This is a genomic window from Alkalicoccus chagannorensis DSM 18086 (genome assembly GCF_000429725.1).
GTDB lineage: Bacteria > Bacillota > Bacilli > Bacillales > Salisediminibacteriaceae > Alkalicoccus > Alkalicoccus chagannorensis.
The window spans coordinates 165,341-185,848 of record NZ_AUCK01000001.1; the positions used below are offsets into that span (position 1 = coordinate 165,341).

At 51.6% G+C, this 20,508-nt stretch carries 15 protein-coding genes; all 15 read left to right on the top strand.

The window, feature by feature from the left end; translation table 11 throughout:
- The first annotated feature begins 105 nt into the window (after nt 1–105).
- Nucleotides 106–681, top strand: coding sequence for a CDP-diacylglycerol--glycerol-3-phosphate 3-phosphatidyltransferase (pgsA, locus tag G477_RS0100860; protein ID WP_026696323.1), 576 nt, complete (start codon nt 106–108; stop codon nt 679–681).
- A gap of 16 nt (nt 682–697) precedes the next feature.
- Complete coding sequence (locus G477_RS0100865) at nt 698–1,945, top strand: competence/damage-inducible protein A (protein ID WP_026696324.1); 1,248 nt, start codon at nt 698–700, stop codon at nt 1,943–1,945.
- Between the two features lie 4 nt (nt 1,946–1,949).
- Nucleotides 1,950–3,545 carry a DEAD/DEAH box helicase gene (locus tag G477_RS0100870; protein WP_415783228.1) on the top strand — a complete coding sequence of 532 codons (1,596 nt, stop codon included), beginning with the start codon at nt 1,950–1,952 and terminating at the stop codon, nt 3,543–3,545.
- Nucleotides 3,546–3,742: 197 nt separating this feature from the next.
- Entirely contained in the window at nt 3,743–4,792 is a 1,050-nt protein-coding gene (gene recA / locus G477_RS0100875) for a recombinase RecA (protein WP_026696326.1), read from the top strand.
- Between the two features lie 1,261 nt (nt 4,793–6,053).
- Nucleotides 6,054–7,616, top strand: coding sequence for a ribonuclease Y (gene rny, locus G477_RS0100880; RefSeq protein WP_035210792.1), 1,563 nt, complete (start codon nt 6,054–6,056; stop codon nt 7,614–7,616).
- A gap of 194 nt (nt 7,617–7,810) precedes the next feature.
- Entirely contained in the window at nt 7,811–8,605 is a 795-nt protein-coding gene (locus tag G477_RS0100885; protein WP_026696328.1) for a TIGR00282 family metallophosphoesterase, read from the top strand.
- Nucleotides 8,606–8,745: 140 nt separating this feature from the next.
- Nucleotides 8,746–9,006 carry a stage V sporulation protein S gene (locus G477_RS0100890; RefSeq protein ID WP_026696329.1) on the top strand — a complete coding sequence of 87 codons (261 nt, stop codon included), beginning with the start codon at nt 8,746–8,748 and terminating at the stop codon, nt 9,004–9,006.
- Nucleotides 9,007–9,398: 392 nt separating this feature from the next.
- Nucleotides 9,399–10,454 carry an L-threonine 3-dehydrogenase gene (gene tdh, locus G477_RS0100895; RefSeq protein ID WP_026696330.1) on the top strand — a complete coding sequence of 352 codons (1,056 nt, stop codon included), beginning with the start codon at nt 9,399–9,401 and terminating at the stop codon, nt 10,452–10,454.
- A 15-nt stretch (nt 10,455–10,469) separates the two neighbouring features.
- Nucleotides 10,470–11,654 carry a glycine C-acetyltransferase gene (locus G477_RS0100900; protein WP_026696331.1) on the top strand — a complete coding sequence of 395 codons (1,185 nt, stop codon included), beginning with the start codon at nt 10,470–10,472 and terminating at the stop codon, nt 11,652–11,654.
- A gap of 768 nt (nt 11,655–12,422) precedes the next feature.
- Nucleotides 12,423–13,937: a tRNA (N6-isopentenyl adenosine(37)-C2)-methylthiotransferase MiaB gene (gene miaB / locus G477_RS0100910; RefSeq protein WP_026696333.1), complete on the top strand. Its 1,515-nt coding sequence runs from the start codon at nt 12,423–12,425 to the stop codon at nt 13,935–13,937.
- Between the two features lies 1 nt (nt 13,938).
- Complete coding sequence (locus G477_RS0100915) at nt 13,939–14,352, top strand: YlbF/YmcA family competence regulator (protein ID WP_026696334.1); 414 nt, start codon at nt 13,939–13,941, stop codon at nt 14,350–14,352.
- A gap of 89 nt (nt 14,353–14,441) precedes the next feature.
- Nucleotides 14,442–16,979 (top strand): DNA mismatch repair protein MutS, encoded by a 2,538-nt coding sequence (mutS, locus tag G477_RS0100920; protein ID WP_026696335.1) that lies wholly within the window; start codon nt 14,442–14,444, stop codon nt 16,977–16,979.
- Complete coding sequence (mutL, locus tag G477_RS0100925; RefSeq protein ID WP_026696336.1) at nt 16,972–18,810, top strand: DNA mismatch repair endonuclease MutL; 1,839 nt, start codon at nt 16,972–16,974, stop codon at nt 18,808–18,810. The genes mutS and mutL overlap by 8 nt, the downstream gene beginning before the upstream one ends.
- Nucleotides 18,807–19,586 carry a class I SAM-dependent methyltransferase gene (locus tag G477_RS0100930; RefSeq protein ID WP_026696337.1) on the top strand — a complete coding sequence of 260 codons (780 nt, stop codon included), beginning with the start codon at nt 18,807–18,809 and terminating at the stop codon, nt 19,584–19,586. The genes mutL and G477_RS0100930 overlap by 4 nt, the downstream gene beginning before the upstream one ends.
- A complete protein-coding gene (miaA, locus tag G477_RS0100935; RefSeq protein ID WP_026696338.1) occupies nt 19,583–20,506 on the top strand; it encodes a tRNA (adenosine(37)-N6)-dimethylallyltransferase MiaA in 924 nt (307 codons plus the stop codon). The genes G477_RS0100930 and miaA overlap by 4 nt, the downstream gene beginning before the upstream one ends.
- Nucleotides 20,507–20,508 lie beyond the last annotated feature (2 nt).

A 20,508-nucleotide genomic window follows, 5' to 3' on the forward strand; every position in this document is an offset into this window, starting at 1 on the left:
ATAGACTTTTTCCATGCCGTCGGGCGCTGCTGGTGTTCGCTTTCCTATCCGGGGTCTGCTAGAATAAAAAATGGCTGTAAACAAGGCCGTGCGGGGAGGTCAACAATGAACATACCGAATCAGATAACAATCTCAAGAATCCTGATGATACCTGTTTTTATGGTGTTTCTCCTTATTCCATTTAACTGGGGATCGATTCAGCTTTTCGGAGCGGACATACCTGTCTCTCATTTTGTTGCAGCCATCATATTTATTATTGCAGCTGCTACGGACTGGCTGGACGGGTACTATGCAAGAAAATACGACCTTGTGACCAGTATGGGAAAGTTTCTTGATCCGCTTGCAGACAAGCTGCTGATCACCGCGGCATTTGTCGGCCTCGTCGGTCTCGACATGTTTCCTGCCTGGGCGGCCGTGCTGATCCTGAGCCGGGAATTCGCCGTGACGGGTCTTAGGCTTGTTGCCTCCGGCAGCGGAGAAGTGATTGCTGCAAGCATATGGGGGAAATGGAAAACAGTCAGTCAGATTGTTGCAGCGGCAGCGCTGCTTCTGCATAATACGATATTCGTACTGATCGGCATTCCTTTTGATGTCATCATGATCTATGCCGCTGTCCTTCTCACTGTATTTTCCGGAGTGGACTATTTTGTCAAAAATAAACATGTACTGCGCGACAGCTGAACAGGAGTGATGGATCGTGAATGCAGAAATAATCGCCGTCGGCTCAGAGCTTCTTCTTGGCCAGATCGACAATACGAACGGATCTTATCTGTCCAGAAAACTATCAGAAATCGGCATCAATGTGTATTTTCATCAAGTCGTCGGAGACAACGAAGAGCGGCTTAGGGAAGCACTGCAGACAGCGGAGTCCCGTGCGGATATTATTCTTCTCACCGGAGGTCTCGGTCCTACAGAAGACGATATGACCAGGACGGCTGTATCCAACTGGACGGGTGTCCCACTGCAGCATGATGAAGAAGCAGTCCGGCGTATTCAGGCTTTCTATGACGCGCGCGGCAGGGAAGTAACAGAGAACAACTGGGCGCAGGCACTCGTGCTGGAAGGGGCGGAGGTCCTCCAGAATGATGAAGGGCTGGCCTGCGGATGCAGCATGGTTTACGGCAGCTCCCGAATCGTGCTCCTGCCAGGACCTCCCCGAGAGCTTCAGCCGATGACGAATTCCCATCTGCTGCCGCTGCTTCAGGGAACAATGGAAGAACAGCAGCAGATCCAGAGTCAGATTCTCCGCTTTTATGAAATCGGCGAATCGACATTGACAGATGAAATCAAAGATATTATTGAAGCGCAGACGAACCCAACCGTCGCTCCGCTTGCATCCGACGGGGAAGTGTCGCTCCGCCTCACCGTGAAAGGGCCGAGTCCTGAGAGCAACCAGGAAATGCTGGATGACATGAAAATGAAGATTCTCGACCGCGTCGGCAGCTGGTGCTACAGCGAGGGCGGTGAAACGATGGAGGCTCTGACGACGGAACTGCTCCGCGCTCAGAAAAAAACTGTTTCATCGGCTGAAAGCCTGACCGGCGGCGCTTTTGCAGACATGATGACCGCTTTCCCGGGAGCCTCAGAGATTTTCCCCGGCGGCATCGTATGTTATAGTAATGAAGCGAAGCAGGAAGCGGTCGGAGTATCAGCGGAAATACTGGAAAAGCACGGTGCTGTCAGCGCCGAAACAGCAGAAGCTATGGCGGAAGGAGCACGTCGTCGCTTTCATGCTGATTACGGCGTCAGTTTTACAGGTGCAGCGGGGCCGGACCCGCTGGAAGGTTATCAACCTGGTGAAATGTTCATCGGAATAGCCGGTCCTGAGAAAACGACATCATATTTCGCAGGGCTCGGTGGAAGCCGGAGCCGTATTCGCATGTATGCCGTTAAACACGGTCTGTATTTACTGTTTCAGGAGCTACGAAAAAATAAAGGTGGATGAATACATGGTAATGACATTTGAAGAATTTGAAATTTCGAACAACTTAAAGAAAGCAGTAAAGGAGATGGGCTTTGAAGCTCCATCCCCGATTCAGGAGAAAGTCATTCCTGAACTTTTGAAAGAACAGGATGTTATTGGTCAGGCCCAGACTGGTACAGGCAAGACGGCCGCTTTCGGCATTCCGCTGATCAATGGCATCAATTCAAAACAAAAGCACGTACAGGCGCTGGTGCTGACGCCGACAAGAGAACTCGCGATTCAGGTTGCCGGCGAATTCCAGAAGCTGTCGAAGTTTAATAAAGTACAGACACTTCCGGTTTACGGCGGTCAGTCGATCGGTCATCAGATTAAAACGATGAAGCGCGGTGTGCAGATCGTCGTCGGTACGCCGGGACGTGTTCTTGATCATATCAGCCGCGGTACGCTGCAGCTGGACCGCATCTCCCACCTCGTTCTGGACGAGGCGGATGAAATGCTCGATATGGGCTTTATTGAAGATATTGAAAAGATACTAAAAAATGCGAATGAAGATCGTCAGACAATGCTTTTCTCTGCTACAATGCCTCCGGCGATCCGCAAACTTTCCAACAAGTATATGCGTACGCCGAAGCAGGTGACGATTGATAAAGGGGAAGTAGCAGCGCCGTCGATTGAGCAGGTTTACTATAAAGTGCTCGAGAAGAATAAGCTCGATTCTCTCTGCCGAATCATCGACAGCGAAACGCTGGATCTTGGTATTATTTTCTGCCGTACGAAAAAAGGGGTAGCCGAGCTCACGGAAGCTCTTCAGGCACGAGGCTACATGGCTGATGGCCTGCACGGCGATCTGACACAGTCACAGCGGGACGTTGTGATGAAGAAGTTCCGGAAATCCACGGTGGAATTCCTCGTCGCAACAGATGTTGCCGCGCGCGGAATCGATGTACAGAACGTCACCCACGTGGTGAACTACGATATCCCGCAGGATCCGGAAAGCTATGTGCACCGGATTGGCCGGACAGGCCGTGCCGGACGGGAAGGAATTGCGATTACCCTCGTGACGCCGCGGGAGATGAAGCACCTTCGTTCGATCGAGCGGGAAATCAAGAATCCGATCCAGTCGAAGAGTGTTCCGTCCATTGAAGAAGTCGTTGAAAAGCAGCAGGAAACCTGGAAGCATCAGGTCGTGCAGCTGATTGAAGATCACGAAAGCGATGATTCTCTCTATGGTAATATCACAGCGGATCTCCTTTCCGATTATTCAGCAGACAAAGTTGTAACTGCACTCATGAAGCTGGCTTTCTACAGCCACTCTGATGAAAAAGTGGAAACGGCAGGCTATGATTTCGGAGAAACGGGAGCGCAGCAGGGCATGACCCGATTCTTCATCAATGTCGGACGCAATGTCGACATGACCCCGAAAAAACTCGTGGAAGACGTCGCGAAGCTCGTCGGTATCGATGCAGGCCGAATCGGCAAAATTGATATCTTCGAAAACTTCACGTTCATGGAAGTGCCGGAAGAGTCCGCGCCTTTCGTCTACGAGGGGCTCAAGTACGCACGCGTCGGCGGTGCGAAAATCAATTTGGAACCGGCAAAGCCGCGTCCAAAACGTAAATAAAATTTCTCAGCCATCCGCCCGTTTTTGATTGACGGGACGGATGGTTTTCTATATACTAAAATAAGCGAACGAATGTTTGTAGTTCCGCTGAGAAGACAACGACAGCGAAGACAGGAAAGATGTCCGTATTGGATGAAAAACTGCAGGGCAGAGAAAAGACTCTGCAGAACGAGAAACAATAAAAGGAGAGATGTTACGTGTCAGACCGGAAACAGGCGCTTGATATGGCATTGAAGCAGATTGAAAAACAGTTTGGTAAAGGATCCATTATGAAGCTTGGAGAACAGACGGACCGGCGGGTGTCGACGATTTCCTCCGGCGCGCTCGCTCTGGATATAGCTCTTGGTGTCGGCGGTTATCCGAGAGGCCGTGTGATTGAGATCTACGGACCGGAATCTTCAGGTAAAACGACAGTCGCACTTCATGCGATTGCTGAAACACAACGGAACGGCGGACAGGCGGCTTTCATTGATGCCGAGCACGCACTCGATCCTGTCTACGCTCAGAGACTTGGGGTGGATATTGACGAACTGCTCCTGTCCCAGCCTGACACCGGGGAACAGGCACTGGAAATCGCCGAGGCGCTTGTACGGAGCGGAGCTGTCGATATCGTCGTCGTGGACTCTGTCGCTGCCCTTGTACCAAAGGCCGAGATCGAGGGTGAAATGGGGGACAGCCACGTAGGTCTCCAGGCAAGACTGATGTCACAGGCGCTCCGAAAGCTCTCGGGCGCAGTGTCCAAATCGAACACGATTGCCGTGTTTATCAACCAGATTCGTGAAAAAGTCGGTGTCATGTTTGGTAATCCGGAAACAACCCCGGGCGGCCGTGCACTGAAGTTCTATTCCTCCGTGCGTCTGGAAGTACGCCGTGCAGAGACGTTGAAGCAGGGGAACGAAATGATCGGTAACAAAACAAAGATCAAAGTTGTTAAGAACAAGGTAGCACCTCCGTTCCGTACAGCTGAAGTAGATATTATGTATGGAGAAGGCATATCCCGGGAAGGTTCGATTATCGATATTGCCTCTGAGCTCGATATTATTCAAAAGAGCGGAGCCTGGTATTCCTATAACGATGAGCGGATGGGACAGGGCCGCGAGAACGCAAAGCAGTTCCTGAAGGAAAACAATGAAGTAATGCAGGATATCGAACAGCGCATCCGTGAACATCACAGCCTGACCGAACCGAAAGAAGTTCCGCCGGCAGATCAAGAAAAACCGGATGATGAAGATAACTCTCTCGTTTGATCTTTCGGTGAAGCGGTGAACTCATCCGCATGACCGCAGCAGTAAGAGCAGCAGCCTTCCGCGAGGCGCCTGCACCAACGAGGCTGGTACAACATCGTTCTCCAGCACGTAAAATACGCTTTCGATGACCCGTGTGAGGTCGTCGAAAGCGTTTTGTTTGTAAGAAATCATGGTGAATCTGTCGCATGGCAGTGAGCTTTCTCACGTTTACTGCCATGAGTGCACATCCGAGTTCCTGTTTTACCTTGGCTCTGCTTCTCACCGACATGCTGGTGAAACGCAAATGCTCCTTCAGAAATCCAAAAACGGCTTCCATGTCGGTTTTGCGCCGACCGTAGATGCTCTTCGAAAAGCACAGGTATCGGTCCAATGAGGTCGATCACGGAAAACGGCCCATCATGTTTTTGTCATGGAAAGGACAAATCCACCGGCAGCACAAGTTGATTCATGTCATACACTTTAAACATAAGGATGCCTCCGGTTTTGTTATAACTTGGTCGTTCTAACGTAACCTGAAGGTATGCTTTTTAAAAGTATTAGAATGGATAAGTTCTCATACAAGAAAACGGCGGCTTCATGCACTGCACGGGAAGAAAGAAAACCTCTTTCTTCCCTTGAAAAGCTTACGGTACGCGCGGTTCCGACCAAAAAGCGCTCTGCGCTTTTGTTTTGGAGAAATCAAGACCGTACGGTCACTGGGCTGATCGTGTAAAGACAAGCACACAGAAAAGCAAGGGCTGAAGATGCCCCGCCGCTGTGTTTGCGACAGTTAGCTGAAGCCTTGCCCGCGTTAAGCGATTGTCATTGGAAGGATCACCCCCTCCTGCAGAAAGCCCCCACTAAAAAGACTAAGGACTTCTTTTTATTCTGGTTTTGTCCCAGCATCGTCTTTATGAACAGAGAGGGTCTGTCGTATAATACAGTCCGATGGGCAGGTGTTCGGGCCGTCGATCGTATCTCTGCGGAAGAAAACGCGTCGATCCTTTCGGGATGCATCGAATGCATGCAGAAGGGAAGGTTGTCTCTTCCCGGAAAGCCAGATATCGAAAGCGTCAAAAACCCGTGCGGGAGCCGTGCTGGAGCTGGATTCGGCCTCTGCCATTGCTTGACAGAAAAAGCATGGACGCATACAATTAACAAGAACCCTTTATAACAGCTGAAGTCGGCTTACATAAAGCAGGTTCTATACGAACGCGTCTGTTACACACAGCAATGAAACAAACGTTACACTAACGCAATAGCATGAGGAGGTGAGTCAATCATGAGTACGACCTTATTTATCCTCATTTTGCTATTCACTGCAGTAATCGTGTTCTTTATTGGATATTTCACGCGGAAATCCATTGCCGAAGCAAAAATTTCGGGTGCAGAAACACTCGCGAAACAGACGGTGGATGAAGCGAAACGGGAAGCGGAGGCTGCACGCAAAGAAGGTGTCCTGGAAGCAAAGGATGAAGCGCACAAAATTCGTCTTGAAGCCGAACAGGAAATCCGCGACCGTAGAAATGAAATTCAAAAGCAGGAGAACCGGTTAGTTCAAAAAGAAGAAGTCCTTGATCGTAAAAGTGAGACGCTGGATAAACGGGAAGAAACACTGGAAACCCGTGAAAAGCAGCTTACCGACAAACAGCATGAAATCGAGGAAATGAATAGCAGAGTTGAGGAGATGGTGAATCAACAACAGCAGGAATTAGAGCGTATTTCAGGCTTTACGAAAGATGAGGCCAGAGATATGATCATGGAGACAATGGAAAATGAGCTGACGCATGAGAAAGCAGTCATGGTGAAAGACTACACGACGAGAGCGAAAGAAGAGGCGAATAAGAATGCCAAGGAAATTCTGTCTCTCGCTGTGCAGCGCTGTGCTGCCGATCACGTTGCGGAAACAACAGTATCAGTTGTCAACCTGCCGAATGACGAAATGAAAGGCCGCATCATTGGGCGTGAAGGACGTAACATCCGTGCCCTGGAAACGCTGACCGGCATCGATTTGATTATCGACGACACACCGGAAGCAGTGATCCTTTCCGGCTTTGACCCAATCAGGCGGGAAATCGCTAAAACGTCTCTGGAGAAACTGGTTCAGGATGGACGGATCCACCCTGCACGTATTGAGGAAACGGTGGAGAAATCGCGGAGAGAAGTCGACGAGGCAATCCGTGAGTACGGGGAGCAGACAACCTTTGAAATGGGTATTCATAACCTTCATCCGGATTTGATCAAAATACTCGGACGTCTGAAATTCCGTACCAGTTACGGTCAGAACGTGCTGAAGCATTCAATGGAAGTGGCCCATTTAAGCGCGATTATGGCTGCGGAGCTCGGCGAAGATGTCCAGCTTGCCAGAAGAGCAGGGCTGCTTCATGACATCGGTAAAGCAATCGATCATGAAGTAGAAGGCAGCCACGTGGAGATCGGCGTGGAGCTTGGTACGAAATACAAAGAGCATCCTGTCGTCGTCAACAGCATTGCTTCCCACCACGGCGACACCGAAGCGGAATCGGTTATCGCCACTCTCGTGGCAGCGGCTGATGCCCTGTCAGCAGCGAGACCAGGAGCAAGACGTGAGACGCTGGAGACGTATATTAAGAGGCTGGAAAAGCTCGAAGAAATTTCTGAGTCTTTTACAGGTGTAGAGAAAACGTATGCCATTCAGGCAGGACGAGAGATCCGGATTATGGTCCGGCCTGATACGATTTCAGATGAAGATTCATACAGTCTCGCAAGAGATATTACGAAGCAGATCGAAGATGAACTGGATTATCCTGGTCATATTAAAGTCACTGTGATCCGAGAAACAAGAGCAGTGGAGTACGCAAAATAAAAAGGGAAAACAAAGGAGCTGCCTTCTGCAGCTCCTTTTTTACAGAGGAAGAAACCTTCGGTGCACCAGCAGAAGACGAAGGCGCTGTACTGTGGGAAAAAGTGGAGCGCTGTTCTTCCTTTACCAACCGGCAGCGACCCGCAGCGCCGGAATCAAAGACGCTTCACGAGCTGAATAAACAGAGGAGGTCCAGCATGAGAGTGTTATTTATCGGGGATATTGTAGGACAGCCGGGACGGACGATGCTGAAAGAGTACGGCCGGCGGCTGAAGGAAAAGAAACGGGCAGACGTGATGATCGTGAATGGGGAAAACGCCGCCGGAGGCAAGGGCATCACGAAAAAGATCTACCATGAACTGCTGGAAGCGGGAGCCGATATACTGACGATGGGAAATCATACGTGGGATAAAAAAGACATTTTCGAGTTTATTGACGAAGCGGATAAAATGGTCGTCCCCGGCAATTTCCCGGAAGGTGTGCCGGGGACCGGGATCCGCTATATCAAATCCGGCAGAAAGAAACTCGCGGTCCTCAATCTGCAGGGTCGCACGTTCCTTCCTCCCATTGATTGTCCTTTCCGCAAAGCGGATGAGCTTGTTCGAGAAGCATCAAAAGAAACGAGCCTCATCTTTCTCGATTTTCACGCGGAGGCGACGAGCGAAAAACTGGCAATGGGATGGCATCTGCAAGGGCGGATCTCCGGCATGACGGGGACGCACACGCACGTTCAGACAGCAGATGCACGAATACTGCCGGAAGGAACCGCATATATTACGGACGCAGGCATGACAGGCCCGTACGACGGCATCCTCGGCATGGACCGCGAGGTCATCATCCAGCGTTTCCATGATACACTGCCGGCGAGATTTGAAGTCGCTTCGGGGTCGGTGCAGCTGAACGGTGTGGTCATGGAGTTTGATAACGATACCGGCAGAGCCCGGCATATTGAACGAGTGCACATCAGCGAGGACGCGCCGTTTTTTGACTGACGTTCATTATAGGTTTAGCTGAGGCCTTTTCTGTGGTAAAGAAGGACAAGGACCGGAAGCAGTGCTGCCGGAGCAGGCAATACCCGTTCCAAGAGAAAGCAATGCACCTACTTTTACTCAAACCAAAGGAGGTACTCCTCATGGAAATTTTAAAAGTATCAGCTAAATCCAATCCTAATTCAGTAGCCGGGGCACTTGCCGGAGTCATCCGTGAAAGAGGAACTGCAGAGATTCAGGCTATTGGAGCGGGAGCGCTGAACCAGTCCATTAAAGCCGTGGCTATTGCCAGAGGCTTTGTAGCTCCAAGCGGCATCGATCTTATCTGTGTGCCCGCTTTTACGGATATTGAAATTGATGGTGATGAACGAACGGCGATCAAGCTGATTGTAGAACCTCGTTAACGTGGTTCTGCAGTCAGCTCCGGATCACGAAAAACAAGTATCGCTTCCGCCCGGATGAACCGCGGCGGAAGCTTTTTGCTGTAGGGAAAGGGAGGTACAGCATCGAAAAACAGCCGGTCCCGCCCTGCAGCGTATGTGTCGTGTCAACAACACGCTGCGCGCCTTGCGGAGCAGCCGGAATGCATTGATTCAGGGCTGCCCCGCTGCGTCCCGTTCTGTTTCAAGCCGACGGGGGAGGTGGATGTTCTTCTGCGTTACTGAGTCTTTCATCCTAATTTTTCTCGTGTGTAAAATTGTCTTTTCTGAATGGACAGTTTTCTTGTGAAATACATACCCCCGTGATATATTGCAGGTAGGTTAATAACTTGGTTGGAGCGGGAGGAGGCTGCAGCATGACAGAAGTAATGAAGGCGTTAGTTAAGCATGAACGTGGACCAGGAGCAGAAATGACAACGGTTCCAGTGCCCGAGCCAGGTTCTTTTGATGTGAAGATTCGGGTGGAAGCGGCATCGATCTGCGGAACAGATGTACATATTTATAATTGGGACGACTGGTCTGCATCCAGAGTGAAGCCGCCTTATACATTCGGGCATGAATTCTCAGGCGAGGTGGTGGAAACCGGCAGTCAGGTAAAACATGTCCAGGCAGGGGACTTCGTTTCAGCAGAAACCCATATCGTCTGCGGGAGATGCAGGCAGTGCCGTTCCGGGAATGCTCATATTTGTGCGGAGACGAAAATAATCGGCGTAGATACCCACGGCTGCTTTGCGGAGTATGTCGTTCTGCCGGAAGAAAACATCTGGAAGAATGACCCTTCTTTATCCTGGGAAGAAGCCAGCCTTCAGGAGCCAATGGGAAATGCTGTCCATACGGTGATGTCCGCAGATCCGACAGCGAAGACAGCAGCGGTAATCGGCTGCGGTCCGATCGGCCTGATGGCGGTCAGCATTGCCAGAGCAGCCGGTGCCTCGAGAATTTTTGCTCTGGATCTGAACGAATACCGGCTGGAACTGGCAGAGAAAATGGGGGCAACTGACTGCATCCATTCGCTGCAGATGGATCCTCTTCACACCATCATGACAGGGACCGGCGGCGAAGGGGTGGACGTTGTCTACGAAATGAGCGGCCATCCGGTGGCGATGAACCAGGGATTCAAAATGGCGGCGAACGGGGGACAAGTATCGATCCTCAGCCTGCCGATCCGTCCGGTGGAAATCGATGTAACGAACGACATCGTTTTTAAAGGGCTCCGCGTTCAGGGGATTACCGGCAGGCGCATGTTTGAAACGTGGCAGCAGACATCCGGCCTGCTTCACGCAGGAAGGGTCGATTTGAAGCCGTTGATCACCCATGTACTGCCGATGGAAGAGTTTGAGAAGGGTTTTGCATTGATGAACGAGGGGCGCTGCGGTAAAGTCATATTGAAGCCTCAGTATCAGGAATCATAACTAGGAGGAGATCAAATGAATGGATTTGAACATATAGAGCAGGAACTGGAGCAGATGAAAGAAGATGGTGTATACCGTACGCTCGTACCGATTGAATCCGACCAGGGAGCGAGAGTGACCATTGACGGCAGAGAGATGATTCAGCTCTCCTCGAACAATTACCTCGGTCTTACCTCCCATCCACGCCTCAAGCTGGCGGCAGTGAGAGCTGCCGATCAATACGGCGCCGGTACAGGTTCTGTGCGGACGATAGCGGGCACGTTTTCGATGCATAATGATTTTGAAGAAAAACTGGCTGCGTTCAAGCATACAGAAGCTACCCTTGTACTTCAGTCTGGCTTTACAGCAAATCAGGCAGTGCTTGCATCTCTTTTATCCAAAGAGGATGTTGTCATCTCCGACGAACTTAATCACGCTTCGATCATCGACGGCATTCGTCTGACTAAAGCGGGCAGGAAGATTTATAAGCACGTGGATCTTGAAAGCCTGGAAGCATCCCTTAAGGAAGCGGAGGAAGAAGGCTGGAGAAAGAAGCTTGTTGTGACGGACGGTGTTTTCTCGATGGACGGCAATATTGCACCGCTCCCTCAGATCGTAGAGATCTGTGAGCGCTATGGCGCCTTAATCATGGTCGATGATGCGCACGCAAGCGGGGTTCTCGGCAGAAACGGCCGGGGTACAGTCGACCACTTTGACTTGAATGGACGGGTGCACATCCAGGTAGGTACGCTCAGTAAGGCTGTCGGCGTCCTTGGAGGGTATGTTGCAGCTCCGAAAGCTGTTCGTGACTATTTGATTCATAAAGGACGTCCGTTTCTTTTCAGCACCTCCCATCCACCCGCAGTAACGGCGGCATGCAGTGAGGCTGTCGATGTCCTGCTCGAAGAACCGGAGCTGGTTGAGAAGCTTTGGGATAATGCGAGGTATCTCAAGAAAGGTCTGAAAGAACTCGGATTTGACACCGGCGTGAGCGAAACGCCAATCACTCCTGTCATTACAGGAGATGAAAAAAAAGCGCATGAGCTATCCGATAAACTCCGGGAATATGGTGTTTTTGCCCAGGGAATTGCATTTCCGACGGTGGCGAAAGGGTCAGCCCGTGTGCGTACCATTGTGACGGCGGAACATGACCAGGAGATACTGGATGAAGCCCTCGACGCGTTCAAGAGAGCCGGCAGGGATCTGGGCATCATCTCCTGATATGGACAGAAGCCGGGCGGCCGACGATGATCGATACCGCAACCTGCGGGGCTGAATAAAGGAGAAAGCTTCGGAGAAAAAAGATGACTTCCCCGGCCGCGCCGGCCGCGTGTCGATCTGGAAACCGTTCCTGCTGCTTTTCTATGAACAGATAAAGAGGCTGGGACATCATCAATCTCCAGCACGTAAAAAACGCCTTCGATGATCCGATCTGGATTGTCGAAAGCGTTTTATTTAAGTATAAGCGTATAAGTTTTCATACAGGTTGACGGCGCAGCCAGCTGCACGGGAAGAATGAAAAACCCTCTTTCTTCCCTCAATAAGCTTTCGGCACACCCTGTTCCGACTGCGTGGCACTTTGCGCTTGAGTCGGGAAAAATCACCGCGCACCGTCTATACGTCGGGTTGATCATGGAAAGTTTAGAGATGTCCGCGGCAGGCAATTGTCATTGGAAGGATCCACCCTGTGGTTACAGAAAGCCTTCACCAAAAAAGGCGGAGGCTTCTATCTGTTCTGGTTTTGTCACATCCTCTATTCCAAGTGCGGATAAGTGCTGCTCGTATAACATGGAAGGAGAGGGGCACCGTGGGAACGTCATGAAAGACGGACTCAGCGGAAACAGTCTCTGTCGAACGCCTGATAGAATCAGAAAATATTGAGGAGTCACGTCCACGAACGGCTCTTCCGTTGAAGCTGGTGCTTGTGCTGAAGCGGAATAGCCTCTATAATTATAGGTTGATAGTATTAATAAAGGAGACCTGCTTCATATGAATGAAGAACAGCGCCGCCGGCAGGAAGCGGGGCAGCGTCAGGAAAAGGATTATTCCCAGTATTTCCAGACGACGTATGAACCTCCCAGCTTAAAGCAGGCGAAAAAACGCGGCAAAGAAGACGTGGAAATCCACTACGATTTCGATATACCGGAAGGCATGAAAAACATCGGCGAAGGACGGAAGTTTCTGATCCGGACGTATGGATGCCAGATGAACGAACATGATTCGGAAAACATGGCCGGCATTCTGATGAGAATGGGTTTTACCTCTACCGTGGATACGGAAGAAGCCGATGTGATTCTCATCAATACGTGTGCGATCCGAGAAAATGCCGAAAACAAAGTTTTCGGAGAGATTGGTCACTTGAAGCAGATGAAACTGGACAATCCGGAGAAAATCATCGGTGTCTGCGGGTGCATGTCACAGGAGGAAGCGGTTGTAAACCGGATCTTGTCCAAACATCCCCACGTGGACCTGATCTTTGGAACTCACAATATTCACCGTCTGCCGGAACTGATCCAGAACGCGATCTTCTCCAAGGAAATGGTGATTGAAGTCTGGTCGAAAGAAGGGGACATTATTGAAAACATGCCCCGCGCCAGAAAAGGGAAGATCCAGGGGTGGGTGAACATCATGTACGGCTGTGACAAATTCTGTACATACTGCATCGTTCCCTACACCCGCGGCAAAGAACGCAGCAGACGACCGGAAGATATCATTGAGGAAGTCAGGCACCTTGCCAGAAACGGCTACAAAGAAATTACGCTTCTCGGCCAGAACGTGAATGCCTACGGTAAAGATCTGGCCGATATCGACTACGGTCTCGGAGATCTGATGGAGGAAATCCGGAAAATCGACATCCCGAGGGTGCGTTTCACGACAAGCCACCCACGTGACTTCGACGACCATCTGATCAGTGTCCTTGCCGAAGGCGGCAATCTCGTAGAGCATATTCATCTCCCGGTGCAGAGCGGGAGCAGTGACGTATTGAAGCTCATGTCACGAAAGTACACGAGGGAGTCCTATATAGAACTCGCGAATAAAATCAAGCAGGCAATCCCGCACGCGTCGTTTACAACCGATATTATTGTCGGTTTTCCAAACGAGACGGAAGAACAGTTTGAAGAAACGCTCTCTCTCGTCAAGGAAATGGAGTATGACAGTGCCTTCACCTATATTTATTCTCCCCGGGACGGTACACCGGCTGCGAAAATGGAAGACAACGTCCCGCATGAGGTGAAAAAGCAGCGGCTCGCCCGTCTGAATGCAATCGTCAATGAGCTTTCAGCTGAAAAGAACAAAGCGTGTGAAGGACAGGTAGTAGAGGTCCTTGTCGAAGGTGAGAGCAAGAAGAACCCTGATATTTTAAGCGGACGGACTAGAACGAACCGCCTCGTCAATTTTGCTGCGCCGAAATCGGCTGTCGGCACTCTGGTACACGTAGAAATAACAGAAGCTAAAACATGGTCGCTCAACGGACGCGTTGTCGAACCGGCAGAGGTGAAATAACATGGCAGAATTTTATACGAAGCAGCAGATCATGGAAGAAGCTCGAGGACTCGCATCTAAAATTGCAGAGACAGAAGAAGTCGACTTTTTCAAGCGTGCTGAACTTCAGATCAATGATCATTTGAAAGTACAGGAGATTATCGGTAAAATTAAATCACTCCAAAAAGAAGCCGTGAACTTAAAGCACTATGACAAGACGGAGGCGTTGAAAGAAACGGAAGCGAAAATCGACGCCCTGCAGGACGAACTGGACGATATTCCCCTCGTTCAGGAGTTTAAGCAGTCACAGATCGAAGTCAATGAGCTGCTGCAGATGGTGAGCAACACGATTTCCAATACGGTAACCAATAAGATCATTGAATCAACTGGCGGGGATCTCCTGCACGGAACAACGAGGAAAAACCCTCTCAAATAAAAATCCGGACCGCCCATCGGAAGAACAGCTTCTGGTGGGCGTTTCTCCGCTCAAAGGAGGACGCAGAGGTGACGCAGACAGCAACGCCGATGATGAAACAGTATGAATCCATCAAACAGGAGCATCAGGACGCTTTTCTCTTCTTCAGGCTCGGTGATTTCTATGAGCTTTTTCATGATGATGCCGAACTCGCTGCCAGAGAGCTGGAGATAACGCTGACGAAGCGGGGAAAGGGAGAGGAAGCCATTCCGATGTGCGGAGTGCCGCATCACTCTTCCGAACATTATATCGCCCAGCTCGTAGAAAAAGGGTATAAGGTAGCCGTCTGTGAACAGACGGAAGATCCGCAGGCCGCGAAAGGCGTCGTCAGGCGGGAAGTGGTGCAGGTGATTACGCCGGGAACGGTGATGTCGGAAAAAGGGGTAGCAGAAGCAGCAAATCAGTACATATGTGCAGTGCTTCCGCTGCAGGGAGCTTATTTTCTCTCGGCTGCTGATCTGACAACCGGAGAATTTCACGTAACCCGTCTCCAGACCCGGGCGGAAGTACTCGAGGAGCTGTCTGCCTTTGCGCCAAAAGAAATTATCACCGTAAAGGAAGAGCAGGAGCAGTGGCAGACAGAAGCGGATACGAGGCTTTCCGCGCTTGTCAGCGGCATTGAGCCGGATGCAGCGGTGCAGGATGGTACGGTGACAGCCTCCCTGAACGAAGCCGAAGCACGCTCATGTCAGCTGCTGCTGCAGTATCTGCACGAAACGGCAAAAAGGCAGCTGGATCATCTGCAGCCGGCTGTTTCCTATGAAGCCGCTCACTTTTTGTCGATCGATCAGGACTCGCGCAGAAACCTGGAGCTTACAAAAACGCTCCGGGACCGGAAAAAGCAGGGATCCCTGCTTGCTGTACTGGATTATACACGTACAGCCATGGGCGGGAGGATGCTTAAACGCTGGCTCGAGCGTCCGGTACTGCACCGGGCCGAAGCGGAAGCGAGACATGCGTTGACCGATGCGTTCGTGACATTGTTTATGGAGAGACTGGAAGTACAGGAGCTCCTTAAAGGCGTCTATGATCTCGAACGTTTAAGCGGCAGGGTGTCGTTCGGAAATGTGAACGGCAGAGATCTGCTGCAGCTGAAACACTCCCTGCAGCAGCTCCCTGCTCTGAAAGAACGTCTGCGCAGTCTGCAGACGGATGCTGCTGACGAGATTGCTGAGAGCATGGAGACCCAGGATGACCTTGCTTCCCTGCTGGAGGCTTCTATAAAAGAAGACTGTCCTCCCTCGATCACCGAGGGAAACATCATCAAGGATGGGTACCATGCCCAGCTGGATGAATACCGCGATGCGATGAAGAACGGCCGCAGCTGGATCGCATCGCTGGAAAAACAGGAAAAAGAAGAGACTGGCATCAAATCGCTGAAAGTCGGCTTTAATAAAGTGTTCGGTTACTATATCGAGGTATCCAGGCCGAATTTGAAATACCTTCCCGAAGGCCGCTACGAGCGGAAGCAGACACTCACGAATGCTGAACGGTTCATCACCCCTGAACTAAAAGAAAAAGAACGCGTCATTCTGGAAGCAGAAGATCAGAGCGGCAGGCTTGAATATGAGCTGTTCCTCGCCGTGCGTGAAGACGTCAAACGCTACATTCCTCAGCTGCAGAAAGCAGCCGCTGCTGTGAGCACAGTGGATGTGCTGCAGAGCTTTGCAGAAGCTGCCGAACAGCATCAATACGTACGGCCGGTCTTTACAGAGCATCGGGCAGTTAAACTGCGGAGCAGCCGCCATCCGGTAGTGGAGCGGACCATCGCAGCAGGTGCTTATATCGAAAACGATATCGACCTTCACCCTGATCGGAATATGCTGCTCATCACGGGTCCGAATATGGCAGGGAAAAGCACGTATATGCGGCAGCTGGCCTTGATTGTCGTCATGGCCCAGGCAGGGTCTTTCGTTCCAGCAGCAGAAGCAGAACTGCCGCTGTTCGATCATATTTTCACGAGGATTGGAGCAGCCGATGATCTTTCGCAGGGGCAGAGTACGTTCATGGTGGAAATGGTGGAGACGAAACATGCGGTCACCCGGGCTACGCCAAACAGCCTGATCCTGCTTGATGAAATCGGCAGAGGAACGTCGACGTATGACGGGATGGCGCTGGCTCAGGCGGTCGTGGAATACATCCATGGCCGGATCGGAGCGATGACACTGTTCTCCACGCATTACCATGAGTTGACGAAACTCGATCATGTTCTGGAAGGACTTGTCAATGTGCATGTGTCTGCCCATGAAGAAAACGGCAGCCTGACATTTCTTCATAAAGTGGTAGAAGGCGCCGCTGATAAAAGCTATGGGATACATGCTGCGAGACTTGCGGAACTGCCGGAAGAACTTCTCGTGCGGGCCTCCGCCATTCTGGACGGGCTGGAGAAGCAGCCGAAGAAAAGCCCCTCGGCAGACGACGCCCCGCATCAAGAGGCAGAGCAGCTGACCCTTTTCCCAGTGGAGGGAGAAACATCCCCTGCAATGAAAGAACTCAAGGAGATAGATCCCGCTCACCTGACCCCGATGGAGGCGCTCCAGCTGATTGACCGCTGGAAACAAACGTTGAAGGAGGAAGGTCATGGCTGATATTCAGAAGCTGGATGATCACTTATCCAATAAAATCGCGGCTGGGGAGGTCGTTGAACGCCCTGCTTCTGTCGTGAAAGAACTTGTGGAAAATGCCGTTGATGCCGGCAGCACCTCTATTCGTATTGAAGCAGAAGAGGGAGGGCTGCAGCTGATCCGTGTGATGGATAATGGGCGCGGTATCGCTCCGGATGACCGGGAGACAGCCTTTGAACGGCATGCAACAAGCAAGATTAAAACCGACAGAGACCTCTTCCGGATCCAATCGCTCGGATTCCGAGGAGAAGCTCTCCCGAGTATCGCTTCGGTATCCGACGTCACGCTGACCACGTCGACGGACGGTCTGGAAGGAGAGCAGCTCGTTTACAGGGGAGGCAGCCTGAAAAGCCGGAAAGCCGCTCCGCCGAGACAGGGCACGGATATCGTAGTCAGGGAGCTGTTCTTCAATACACCGGCCCGGCTCAAGTATGTAAAAACAATCCACACCGAATTGGGTCATCTCAGTGATGTCGTGAATAGACAGGCAATGGCGAGGCCGGACATTGCTTTCACACTGGTCCATCAAGGAAGAGAGCTGCTCCGGACTACCGGCAGCGGATCGATGCAGCAGGTAATGATGGCGGTCTACGGTCATCAGGCAGCGAAAGGGATGACGCATTTCGAAGCTGAGAACGAGGACTTTCATATTCAGGGCTATGCTGGCAGTCCATCGGATTACCGGGCAAACCGCTCCTACATCACAACGATTATCAATGGGCGCTTTGTAAAAAGCATCGCCGCGGCTCGGGCTGTGACAGCAGGGTATGACTCGCTTCTGCCGATCGGACGTTTCCCGATCATCTGTCTTCACATTACGCTGCATCCACTGCTTGTTGATGTCAACGTGCATCCATCCAAGCTGGAAGTGCGGCTCAGCAAAGAAAAAGAGCTTCAGCAGCTGATTGAAGAAACCCTCCGCAGGCAGTGGAAGCAGGAGGCTGTCATTCCCGAGCCGGCTGCCAGAAAGCCGAAGCCCGCATCGGAGCAGCAGACGCTGTTCGAAGCCGGCAGAGCTGCACGAGATCCACAGATCAAGGAAACTTTCGTTTCGTTTGCTGCGCAGGAAAAGAGAACCCCAGACCCCTCCCCCTCTTCCTATGCAGAACAGCAGACCGAGTCTGCAGAAGAGGATACAGCAGAACATGTGTCGTTTCAGGAAAGCGCTGCAGGAGAACAAGCCGCTGCAAAGGAGGGGGATGCCGTCCGGGTTCCGGAGATGGACATTGTCGGACAGGTACATGGAACTTATATTATTCTTCAGAATGAACAGGGCATGTACATGATTGATCAGCATGCTGCTCAGGAACGCATCAACTATGAGTTTTATTACGACAAGCTCGCATCCCCGCAGAGGGACCAGCAGGAGATGCTGGTACCTATCATGCTGGAGACGACGGTGGAGGAAGAAGTCTTCTTTACCGAGCATCTGGAAGAACTGGCGGAAGCAGGCGTCTTTCTGGAACCGTTCGGCCCGCGCACGTTCCGGATTCCGTCCGTTCCGGCCTGGTTTCCTGCTGGAGCTGAGAAAGAGTGTATCGATGATATTATCGAACAGCTCCGCAGGGACAAAGAAATCCATATCGGCCGTCTTCGTGACGATGCGGCGGCTATGATGGCCTGCAAAAAAGCGGTGAAAGCGAACCATCATTTATCCCGTCAGGAAATGACGGCCCTAGTCGATAACTGGAGACACTGCAGAGATCCATTCACCTGCCCGCACGGAAGGCCGGTGATGGTGCATTATTCCGTCTATGAACTTGAGAAGATGTTTCAGCGGGTGATGAATTCATGAACACCGCGGTAACCACTGCCGCTAAGCATGCCCGGCACCTCCGTTCAGAAGCGGAATCGTTCGCGCAAGCGTACCATGTTCCATATATTCAGCGTGAAAAGCAGTCGTTGGAAACGCTGCTGGCCTCGGCTCCGGACGGCTTGTTTATTCTCGAGCGCGATACGATCTCCTGGACGAATGGTCACTCTTACCGGTGGTACCATCCGAATACGGCAGTGCTTCGTCTGAAACGGCTTGCAAGAGGGCAGAACGATGCGCTCGTGGATGCAGCGGCCATCTCTCCTGGTGACAGCATGATCGATGCTACAGCCGGACTGGGGGCGGATGCCCTCGTGTGTGCCGGTGCGGGTGCCTCGGTCACGGCAGTGGAGAGCGAAGCAGTTCAGGCTGTGCTTCTGCGGGAAGGCCTGCGGCGCTATCCTTTTGCACAAGAGTGGATGAAGCAGGCAGCTGCACGTATCACCGTTGTTCACAGCCCTCATACCGGCTATCTGCAGTCCATTCCGGATGGGAGCACCGATATTGTGTATTTCGATCCTGCTTTTTATGAATCGGTGGACGCCTCCTCCGGCATAGACATGCTGCGGGACTCCTGGAATACATCTCCTCTGCAGGCAGAGGCAGTAGCAGCCGCCAGAACGAAGGCAGCACGAATTATCGTGGTGAAAGACCACTTCCGCAGCCCGGTCTTCGAGGAGTTCGGGTTTGATCGGCTGCACCGCCCTTCTGCAAAACAGCATTACGGGATTATCAATACGGGGGTGGGAAGAACATGAAACAGCCGCTTATCGTTATCTGCGGACCAACAGCCGTTGGAAAAAGTGAACTGGCAGTAAATACTGCTGAAACCATTCATGGCGAGATCATCAGCGGGGATTCCATGCAGGTGTACCGGGGCTTTGATATTGGGACTGCTAAAGTAGATGAACGCACCCGCAGCAGAGTGCCGCATCACTTGATTGATATCCGCTCACCGGAAGCCTCGTATTCAGCTGCGGATTTTAAGCTGGAAGCTTCCGCAGCGGTGAGAGATATCACTTCCCGCGGTGCAGTTCCTGTGATTGCCGGGGGCACTGGGATGTATCTGCAGAGCCTGATTTATGATTATCATTTCGCCCATCACCAGGAAGATCCGGAGTATCGGGCCGGTCTGGAGCGGAGATTGCGCGAAGAGGGTCCGGTACACCTGCATGAAGAGCTGCGCAGCCTGGCTCCGGAAACAGCTGCACACATTCATGTAAACAATACCCGGCGCGTGATCCGGGCGCTGGAGAATATTCATACCGGAAGCACTCCTGCAAGAACAGCAGAAGAGGAGAAAAAAGAATCGGTGTATGACGTGATCTGGATCGGCCTTTACCGTGACCGAGCGGCCCTGTACGACAGAATTAATCAGCGGGTGGACATTATGATGGACCGCGGTCTGCCGAAGGAAGCTGACGGACTCTACAACCGCTATGGCCCGGACGTGCCTCCGATGCGTGCTATCGGCTATAAAGAACTTCTTCCGTACCTTGACAATCAGCAGTCCCTCCAGGAAGCAGCAGATGCTGTGAAGAAAAATTCCCGACGGTATGCGAAACGGCAGTTGACCTGGTTCCGTAACAAAATGCCGGTGCAGTGGTTTGATGTCGATGTTTATGGGGAAACTGATATTATAAACGTCATCAAAGAGCGACTGCAGCATCGTAACTAACA

Bases quoted from the DNA above. Each gene is read 5' to 3' on its own strand.
- pgsA (WP_026696323.1), top strand. From the start codon at position 106: ATGAACATACCGAATCAGATAACAATCTCAAGAATCCTGATGATACCT.
- G477_RS0100870 (WP_415783228.1), top strand. From the start codon at position 1,950: ATGGTAATGACATTTGAAGAATTTGAAATTTCGAACAACTTAAAGAAA.
- rny (WP_035210792.1), top strand. From the start codon at position 6,054: ATGAGTACGACCTTATTTATCCTCATTTTGCTATTCACTGCAGTAATC.
- G477_RS0100885 (WP_026696328.1), top strand. From the start codon at position 7,811: ATGAGAGTGTTATTTATCGGGGATATTGTAGGACAGCCGGGACGGACG.
- G477_RS0100890 (WP_026696329.1), top strand. From the start codon at position 8,746: ATGGAAATTTTAAAAGTATCAGCTAAATCCAATCCTAATTCAGTAGCC.
- tdh (WP_026696330.1), top strand. From the start codon at position 9,399: ATGACAGAAGTAATGAAGGCGTTAGTTAAGCATGAACGTGGACCAGGA.
- G477_RS0100900 (WP_026696331.1), top strand. From the start codon at position 10,470: ATGAATGGATTTGAACATATAGAGCAGGAACTGGAGCAGATGAAAGAA.
- miaB (WP_026696333.1), top strand. From the start codon at position 12,423: ATGAATGAAGAACAGCGCCGCCGGCAGGAAGCGGGGCAGCGTCAGGAA.
- G477_RS0100915 (WP_026696334.1), top strand. From the start codon at position 13,939: ATGGCAGAATTTTATACGAAGCAGCAGATCATGGAAGAAGCTCGAGGA.
- mutS (WP_026696335.1), top strand. From the start codon at position 14,442: ATGATGAAACAGTATGAATCCATCAAACAGGAGCATCAGGACGCTTTT.
- mutL (WP_026696336.1), top strand. From the start codon at position 16,972: ATGGCTGATATTCAGAAGCTGGATGATCACTTATCCAATAAAATCGCG.
- G477_RS0100930 (WP_026696337.1), top strand. From the start codon at position 18,807: ATGAACACCGCGGTAACCACTGCCGCTAAGCATGCCCGGCACCTCCGT.
- miaA (WP_026696338.1), top strand. From the start codon at position 19,583: ATGAAACAGCCGCTTATCGTTATCTGCGGACCAACAGCCGTTGGAAAA.